The sequence below is a fragment of the Duganella callida genome (assembly GCF_004614165.1).
Lineage (GTDB): Bacteria > Pseudomonadota > Gammaproteobacteria > Burkholderiales > Burkholderiaceae_D > Rugamonas > Rugamonas callida.
The window spans coordinates 1-8,282 of the sequence record NZ_SPVG01000063.1 but is presented as its reverse complement, the minus strand read 5'-3'; the positions used below and the strand labels follow the sequence as shown (position 1 = coordinate 8,282).

Annotated in this window: 6 protein-coding genes and 1 pseudogene; 1 reads left to right on the top strand and 6 read right to left on the bottom strand. The window is 58.3% G+C overall.

All coding sequences use genetic code 11. The features are described 5' to 3' along the window. From E4L98_RS30545 to E4L98_RS06360, 3 genes and pseudogenes are all read right to left on the bottom strand, one after another. Positions 1-272 (bottom strand): annotated as a pseudogene (locus E4L98_RS30545) (cell division protein ZipA C-terminal FtsZ-binding domain-containing protein); the annotation flags it as partial. After that, complete coding sequence (gene smc / locus E4L98_RS06365) at positions 269-3,796, bottom strand: chromosome segregation protein SMC (RefSeq protein WP_135200729.1); 3,528 nt, start codon at positions 3,794-3,796, stop codon at positions 269-271. The pseudogene E4L98_RS30545 and the gene smc, both read right to left, overlap by 4 nt. A gap of 91 nt (positions 3,797-3,887) precedes the next feature. Then, positions 3,888-4,517, bottom strand: coding sequence for a phosphatase PAP2 family protein (locus tag E4L98_RS06360; protein WP_135200728.1), 630 nt, complete (start codon positions 4,515-4,517; stop codon positions 3,888-3,890). Between the two features lie 112 nt (positions 4,518-4,629). On the opposite strand from E4L98_RS06360, the gene E4L98_RS06355 reads away from it, so the two are divergent. Next, entirely contained in the window at positions 4,630-5,259 is a 630-nt protein-coding gene (locus E4L98_RS06355) for a glutathione S-transferase family protein (protein ID WP_135200727.1), read from the top strand. Between the two features lie 92 nt (positions 5,260-5,351). Here E4L98_RS06355 and E4L98_RS06350 read toward each other — a convergent pair whose 3' ends face one another. The 3 genes from E4L98_RS06350 to E4L98_RS06340 all read right to left on the bottom strand — a co-directional run bounded on the left by E4L98_RS06350 (position 5,352) and on the right by E4L98_RS06340 (position 8,091). Next, positions 5,352-6,974 carry a hypothetical protein gene (locus tag E4L98_RS06350; protein WP_135200726.1) on the bottom strand — a complete coding sequence of 541 codons (1,623 nt, stop codon included), beginning with the start codon at positions 6,972-6,974 and terminating at the stop codon, positions 5,352-5,354. Next, on the bottom strand, positions 6,940-7,536 hold the full coding sequence (locus E4L98_RS06345) for a hypothetical protein (protein ID WP_135200725.1): 597 nt from the start codon (positions 7,534-7,536) through the stop codon (positions 6,940-6,942). Before E4L98_RS06345 ends, E4L98_RS06350 begins: the two co-directional genes overlap by 35 nt. Before the next feature lie 240 nt (positions 7,537-7,776). Next, complete coding sequence (locus E4L98_RS06340; protein ID WP_135200724.1) at positions 7,777-8,091, bottom strand: hypothetical protein; 315 nt, start codon at positions 8,089-8,091, stop codon at positions 7,777-7,779. Positions 8,092-8,282: the final 191 nt, after the last annotated feature.

Below are 8,282 nucleotides of genomic sequence, written 5' to 3'. Positions count from 1 at the left end.
CAGGCGCTCGACAGCGCCACGCCCGGCGTGGCGCTGTCGAGCGAGAAGCTGGGTTCCTGGCGCAGATGGGGGGCCACCGGCGCGTCCGCGGGATCGGCCGCCGCGGACGCACCGGCCGCCGCGCCGCTGCGCATCAGCACATCGTCATGGTCGGTCGAGAAGGCCCGTTCGACGCTCTTCTTGGCCTTGTATTCCTGGATTTTGTTGTACGTGAAGACACCGGCGACAAACACGCCGGCGGCTGCGATTAAGCTGAGTTGAAGGTCTGTCATGCTGCTTGTGCCTCGGTAGCGAAGTTTGCGGCGGATTCCATATCCACCGCCACGATGCGCGATACACCCTGCTCCTGCATCGTCACACCGATCAGTTGATTGGCCATCTCCATCGCAATCTTGTTGTGCGAGATGAAGAGGAATTGGGTCTGGTCAGACATACGCTTGACCATGCGGCAGAATCGTTCGGTATTGGCGTCATCCAGCGGCGCGTCGACCTCGTCGAGCAGGCAGAATGGCGCCGGATTCAGGCGGAACATGGAGAACACCAGCGCGGTCGCGGTCAGCGCTTTTTCGCCGCCGGAGAGCAGGTGGATGGTGGCGTTCTTCTTGCCCGGCGGCTGCGCCATGACCTGCACGCCGGAGTCCAGGATTTCGTCGCCGGTCATGATCAGCTTCGCCTGGCCGCCGCCGAACAGGATCGGGAACAGCTCGGAGAAGTGGCCGTTGACGCGGTCGAAGGTATCCTGCAGCAGATCGCGGGTTTCCTTGTCGATGCGGGTGATGGCGTCTTCCAGCGTGCGGATGGCCTCCTGCAGGTCGGCGTTCTGCGAATCGAGGAAGTTCTTGCGCTCGGAGGCGGTGGCCAGTTCGTCCAGCGCCGCCAGGTTGACCGCGCCCAGCGCGGCGATGGCGTTGGTCAGACGCGTGACCTCGCCCTGCAGATACTGGGCCTTCATGTCCGGCAGCAGCTTCTCGCGCAATGCCTCCTCGTCGGCCTGGACTTCCGCCAGCTGGGCGGCGAACTGCTCCTGGTTAAGGCGCGCGGCCTGCTCCTTCAGCTGCATTTCCATGATCTTGTCACGCTGCGGCTGCAACGCGCGCTCGCCGGAGGTGCGGCCTTCCTCGAACATGCGCATCTGCTGCGCGATCTGGTCCAGTTCATGGCGCGCGTCGGACAAGGCTTTCTCCTGGGCGCTGCGGCGGTCCAGCAGCTCTTGCAGGCCATCGTCGCTGCTGCCCTGCTCCATACCCTCCAGCTCCATGCGGCCGGCTTCCAGGCTCTCCGTCACCTGCGCCACCTGCGCGGTGGCGGTGGCGATATTACGGCGGAATTCCTCGATCTTGCCGCGCTGCGTCTTCTCGGCGAACTGCGCTTCTTGCGCCGCGCGTTCAAGGTCGCGCAGTGCTTCGCGGGCATCGGCCAGGCGTTGTTCCTTTTGCAGGAAATCGGTCTGGCCGTCTTCGTGCGCGCCCTGCAGTTCGCCCAGCTCCATGTCGAGCTGTTCGAATTTCTCTTCCGATTCCAGCTTGATCTGGGTCTGTTCCTCTTCCTGCGCGGTGATCTCTGCCAGGTCGGTTTCGATCTGCGTGCTGCGCTGATTGAAGCGCGCCTCGATCTCGGACAGCTTGACCACTTCCAGCTGCAGCGTATGCACGGACTGCTGCAGGCTTTGCAGCCTGGCGCGGTATTCGGTCAGACGGCGCGTCAGGTCGGCGACCGCGGCGTCGGCGCGCACCGAGCGCGCGCGCGCCTCGTCCGCCAGCATCTGCTGCGCACGCAACTGCTTGGTGATGTTGTCGATTTCCTGCTGGCGGCCCAGCATGCCGTCCTGTTCGGAGTCGGCGGCGTAGAAACGCACGCTGCCCGGCGTGATCATATGGCCTTGGCGCGTGACGATGCAGCCGCCGGCCGGCAGCTTGCCGCGATCGGCAAACGCTTCAGCCGTGTCGTCGGCGATGTAGACGTTGTGCAGCCAGTCCTGCAGCAGGCCGCGCAGGCCGGGATCGTTAATCTTCAGCAGTTGCAGGAAGGGCTTGAGGCCGGGCGCTTCCACCGGCGCCGGCGGCACGGCGGTGGACGGCGCGTACAGCGCCAGCTTGGCCGGCGGCGCGTCGCTGAAGAACGCCTTGGCCCATTCGATGTTCGACATCTGCAACGCCGACGTGCGCTCGCGCAGCACCGATTCCAGCGCCGGCTCCCAGCCGGTTTCGATGTTCAGCTTCTGCCATAGGCGCGGCAGCGATTCCAGCTCGTGCTTCTGCAGCCACGGCGTGACCTTGCCTTGCGTCTGCACGCGTTCCTGCAACTGGCGCAGCGCGTTCAGGCGTGCTTCCAGCTGGGCGTTGGCGGCGGTTTCGGCGTTGACCTGCTGCTGCGCGGCCTGGCGTTCCTCGTCCAGCTTCGGCTGCTGCTCCAGCGCTTCTTCCAGCATGAAGCTCTGTTCCTCCAGCGCCTGCTGCTTCTCTTCGAGCTGCAGGCGCAGATTGGCCAGATGCGCGCTGTCCGGCAGCGCCAGACCGTTCTTTTCCTGCTGCAGGCGTTCGCGCCGCATGGCCAGGCCGTTGAGGATGTTGTTGGCGTTGCGCTGGTGCGCCGATTCCAGCTCCAGCTGCTGCTGCGCCTGCATGATGCGGGCGCGGGACTCGGTGCTGCGGGTCTGCGCTTCGCGCCAGGACTGCTCCAGCATCGGCAGCGATTCGGACTTCTGCTCGGCCATCATCTGCGATTCCTCGACTCTGGCGCTCAGCTCTTCCAGCGTGATTTCCGCTTCCGCGATCTGCTCGCCGTACTCGGACGCCTGCTTCTGCCACTGGTCGCGCTGCGCTGTCAACGCGGCGATCTGCGCCTGCAAACGGCTGCGCGATTCAACCGCGAACTTGATCTTGGCTTCCAGGCTGCCGATCTCGGCGTTGGTCTGGTACAGCGCGCCCTGCGCCGTGTGCAGACGGTCGCCGGCCGCGAAGTGCGCCTGGCGCATCTGCTCCAGTGACAGCTCGACGTTGCGCAGCTTGGCGGTCTGCTCTTCCAGCTCGTTCTGGGCCAGCTCGACTTCGCGGAAGTACTTCTTTTGCTCGTTCTCCGCCTCGACCTTGCGCAGCAGCCAGAGCAGCTTCTGCTTTTCTTCCTGATCCGCCTGTAGCTGATGGAAACGGGTGGCGACGGCCGCCTGACCTTCGAGCTTTTCCAGATTGGAGTTCAGCTCGCGCAGGATGTCTTCCACGCGCAGCAGATTTTCACGCGTGTCGTGCAAGCGGTTTTCGGTTTCGCGGCGGCGCTCCTTGTACTTGGAGACACCGGCCGCCTCTTCCAGGAACACGCGCAGTTCCTCGGGCCGCGACTCGATGATGCGGCTGATCATGCCCTGGCCGATGATGGCATAGGCGCGCGGGCCGAGGCCGGTGCCGAGGAAGATGTCCTGGATATCGCGCCTGCGCACCGGCTGGCCGTTGATGTAATAAGTCGAGGTGCCGTCGCGGGTCAGCGTGCGCTTGACGGCGATTTCGGCATACTGGCCCCACTGCCCGGCGGCCTTGCCGGCGTTATTATCGAACACCAGCTCGACCGACGACCGGCCAGCCGGTTTGCGGTGCGTCGAGCCGTTGAAAATCACATCCTGCATGGACTCGCCGCGCAGTTCGGACGCTTTCGATTCGCCCAGCACCCAGCGCACGGCGTCGATGATGTTCGACTTGCCGCAGCCGTTGGGCCCTACCACGCCGACTAACTGTCCAGGAACCTGGAAATTGGTAGGATCAACGAAAGACTTAAATCCCGACAATTTAATGGAAGATAGGCGCACGTTGTTATCTAGGTTTGTGGGCTGTGAAAGTTCACAATAATACCATCTTGCGCATCGTACAAGGCTGGAAAACGCGCAGCGGGGCGGCGGGTCAGCGCATCTGCGGACGCGGCGCGTGCCACATGGCGCGCGTGTAGGGCTGCTCCCGACCGGACAAGTACAGCGCGGCCTTGGTGATCCAGGCTTCGGCCGGAATCGGCTCGACGCGCGGCGCGAGCAGGAAGATGGGCAGACACAGGGCCACCAGCACGCGGCTCAGCGCCCAATGATGTTCGGTACTGGCATACCAGATGAAGGCGGCCGCCACAGCCAGGCCCAGCAGGCAGCCGCTGATCGACTCCGAACTCGAGTGGGCATGCACGTAGACGCGGGAGATGGCGATCAGCACCGCCAGCACCACGCCCAGCGCGATGCCAAGCTGGCGCAGCCACAGCGCCGACGAGCGCATGGCCAGATATCCGGCGACCGGGAACACGGCGGCAGCGCGCATGGCGTGGCCGCTGATCCCGGCAAACTCCACCGACGCGATGCCAATGCCCCAGCCGACGAAGGCCATCTTGGTGGCCACCACCAGCGCCATCCCTGCGCCGAACAGGGCCAACCAGATGACCGTCAACCGCCACGATTTGCCGGCCAGCAGCCAGGCCACGATCGCGAGCCCGATCGGCCCCGTCACCGCCAGACTGCCAATTACACTCAACCAGTGCCACCACATCATCATTACCCGAGCGCTCCCTGTTTTGCATTGCACCATTATTAAAGCACAGGCCGGGCCGTGAACACCACTACATTTCCGTAAGGTAAATAGATATTGCTGTGGCATACTGTGCCGCATGCTGACCATTTTAGGAAAATCGAGCTCGATCAACGTACGCAAGGTGCTGTGGACTTGCGCGGAAATAGGCCTGCCATACACGTTGGAGGAATATGGCAGCGGCTTTCAGCCGACCGCCACCGCGGATTTTTTGAGACTGAATCCGAATGGCATGGTCCCGGTGATCATCGATGACGGCCAGGCGCTGTGGGAATCGAATACGATCTGCCGCTACCTGGCCGGCAAGCATGGCCGCACCGACCTGCTGCCGAACGAGCCGATGGCGCGCGCGCAGGTCGAGAAATGGATGGACTGGCAGGCGACCGAACTCAACAACTCGTGGCGCTGCTACGCCTTCATGGCACTGGTCCGCCGCAGCCCGGCCCATACCGACGCCGACGCCATCCGCGCCAGCACGGCGGAATGGAACCGCCTGATGGGACTGCTGGACGCGCAACTGGCCGCGGCCGGCCCTTACGTCTGCGGCGACACGCTGACGCTGGCCGACATCGTCCTCGGCCTGTCGCTCAACCGCTGGCAAGCGACGCCGCTGCAGCAGCGCCCCGCCCTGCCCGCGTTACAAGCGTGGTCGGACCGACTATGTCAACGCCCCACCTATCTCCATCATGGGGCTAACGGCAGTCCTTGAATGTAAAACTGCAGAACACTAATTTATTGACTCAGCTGACGACCGGCAGTTTCCGCCCCGTTGCGGACCTTCGCTATAACACCAAGCGTATCTTAGGTACCCCAACCGGGTAAAATTTCGTCAACAAATACACGTACAGCTTCTGAGTTCATGCGATGTGGGGCGACCTGCCACCAAAGCGCGAGCAACCATGGCGACCTCTGTAAAACGCTGGGCACTTCGCCTCTGCAGATCCCATTCAATGCCTCACATTTCAGCTGGGACCATTGGTAACTGGATGGGTATATCTTTGTTTCGTTTGAACCAGTAGGCGCCTGAACCAGACAATAATGCCAAGATTTGTCCAATACAAGTCGATGATGAGAAAGCTTTGTAAACCTAGCCCAAAGTGATTTGCATTTTCCCTTCATATTCGCTCGCACCAGAAGATGCAGGAGAGCTTCGGCAGTATACGAGTTACCTGCAATAGCCTCCCGCGCCAATGATCTTCTTTTTGCTGAGAGTGGCATACCAAGCCTATGGCGAAGCACAGCATCGAAATCATAGTACGGGTTGGCTAAAGCAATGGTGCTGTTAGGCTGATTCGCAACTATAACTGCTGTGGCAAGCTCACTAATCTCAGCGTCTGGTCGCCGTGTAGGATCATTTATCCGCAACCAAGTGACCCAAGGAATAAGATGTGCCACTACTGCTTCACCCCACAACTCAGGCTGGCGAGGTGGTTGTTTGAGCCATGAGCGAAGAGCATTTCTAGAGGCCGCATCCAAAATGGGAATTTCTTCGTCAGCAATAGACAAACAAGATAAAAGGCCGAATAACACACCTACTCGCCACCCGAAGATTTCTGGATCTGTAAACGCATCGCCCTCAACTAAGTGGTCTTTTTTGGTGACGTCGCTCCACAGCGCAGCCAAAGCGTCTATCAGGGCGTTCTTTGCGAGCTTCAAACTTTCACCGACAGCTGAAACGGATGCATCACCATGCTTTTCAGACGCGGCAATCAGTGAAACGCAGCATAGTGTCCAGGCAGATATAACCGCGTGATGATTCTCGTTTTCTGCATGAATGGCGGTCACGATACCAGTAAGCCACGCAGTACTGCTAGCAGCTCTCGCCAACTCAGTCTGCTTCAGACAATCATTATCTGCTGAAAGCTTCAGAATAGACTCCATCATCCCTGACAGAATATCCACGTCAAGTGGTTCGCGAGGGTCCGCCATGTAAAGCTCCAGCAAAGCCCGGTTATCTTTCAGCTCACTTGGCCAAAGCGCAGAAGCATGGATTTTGCACATATCGAGGAGATGACCACGAGACCACAGTAAAGTCTTCGATGGATATGGGCCGTTATTCATCTCACGAACAGCAACTTGCACCTCCTCTTCAAATTGTCCGTTACTTACGAGATACGCACGATGAGCACCAGTTGGGAAACCTGGATATGACGGGGACTGTGCCATGAGTTGCGTAAGCTGCGGCTGAATGTCTTTCCGAAACTCTGAAATCTTCATTCGTCCGCCCGGATCCCCCTTCAGTTGAAAGGCACAACCAACGCCGTCTGGCGCAATAGCTAAAATATCTTTGCCATATTCTAGTAAGCAGTGTCGTGTACTATGTAGCACAGTGTATCCCTCTGCAGCCAACATCTGGACAAATACGGCTTGGTAACTACGCTCGCTGGCTCTATCCAACCAGTTTTCTAGCAGCTTCTCGATCACGCCATTCCACCTTCTTGCGAGAAATTAACTCATCGTAACGTGCTTTTATACTCGGATCGTTTTCAAGGGCACGAAACGCCTCTCTTACTTTTTCTGTCATCCCTGGAGCATAAACAATTGAGAGAGGTGCATGCTGACCAAACTCGTTAAAATCAATTTGTATGGACTCGATCACTGCAAGTATCGTTTCGTGATCAAACGGCCTACCTTGCCCATCCACAATCTGCCCAGCCTCATCAAGGGTCTTGTTTAGGCCTTCGAACAAATGCATCGAGATCTGATTCCCCATGTCTCTAGCAATTTTGTCGAGTAGCGCCACCCGGTCCTGAGGGGTGGAGTTAGCAATATCGTCCAGCTTCATGACCATTTCTGAACTGGCGCGTTGGAACTCGGACTCTTCAACGGTGCCGTCCCCGCGAATAACGCTTAACCGATCACCTTCATGCGATGTGTATCTACCGACTTGCTGGAACACGCCCATGTTGGCATGCGTCTGTCTTTGAAGATACTGTAACCAGATTTCCCATAATTCTCTCTTCAAAATTGGTAGGTCAGGCAGCATTTAGTCCTCTTTTACTAGGCCAACACCCTGTCATCTTAGTCGTCTTTATAAAGCTTTGTGAGTTCATCGGATGTTCCAGCAGTTACGTTTGCAGCGGTCGACAATAGGCTTGCACTGGCCAGAAATACTCCAGCGAGGATACGTGCAGCATTGTCCTTATTTTTAAACGCGTATGCCCTTTCAAATGATAGTGAGAGATTACTGAACGTCGACTACTGGCCGATGGCGGCATGTATTACGTCAACTATGTACAAATACGATGTGCTCTTTATTTCTATCGTCAAGCACATAGGACCGCACATACATTCGGAAATTTTGCGCAACATAGACCTCTGTGCGGAACTCAAGGAGCGCAACCGAGTCGATGCGATGGCGTTCCAAATGCCGATGCAACCCAGCTCGATAAGCGAGCACGCATTTCCTAACTCTAGGTGAAAATCCAAACAGTTCTTCGCTCGTTGCGGGAATCCAATTGATGGTTACTTTCTCGCCACGCCGTGCCCGTGCCATCTCATAGACGTCCTCAAAGACATAGCCAGCATCGACGTAATTCATTCCGCTCATAAACGAATGGGACCAGTTGTGAGCCATCGAGCGTATTGATTTGTATTTCATCCAATGTTCTATTTGTCGGTCCGCTTCTGGCCGAAGCTAGCCGGCACTCAGCATAGCATTTTGCATGTGGGGAATATACACGGATTATCACAATAGTCCACCGAGGCGAATTCGTCGCTTGTACAATTAGC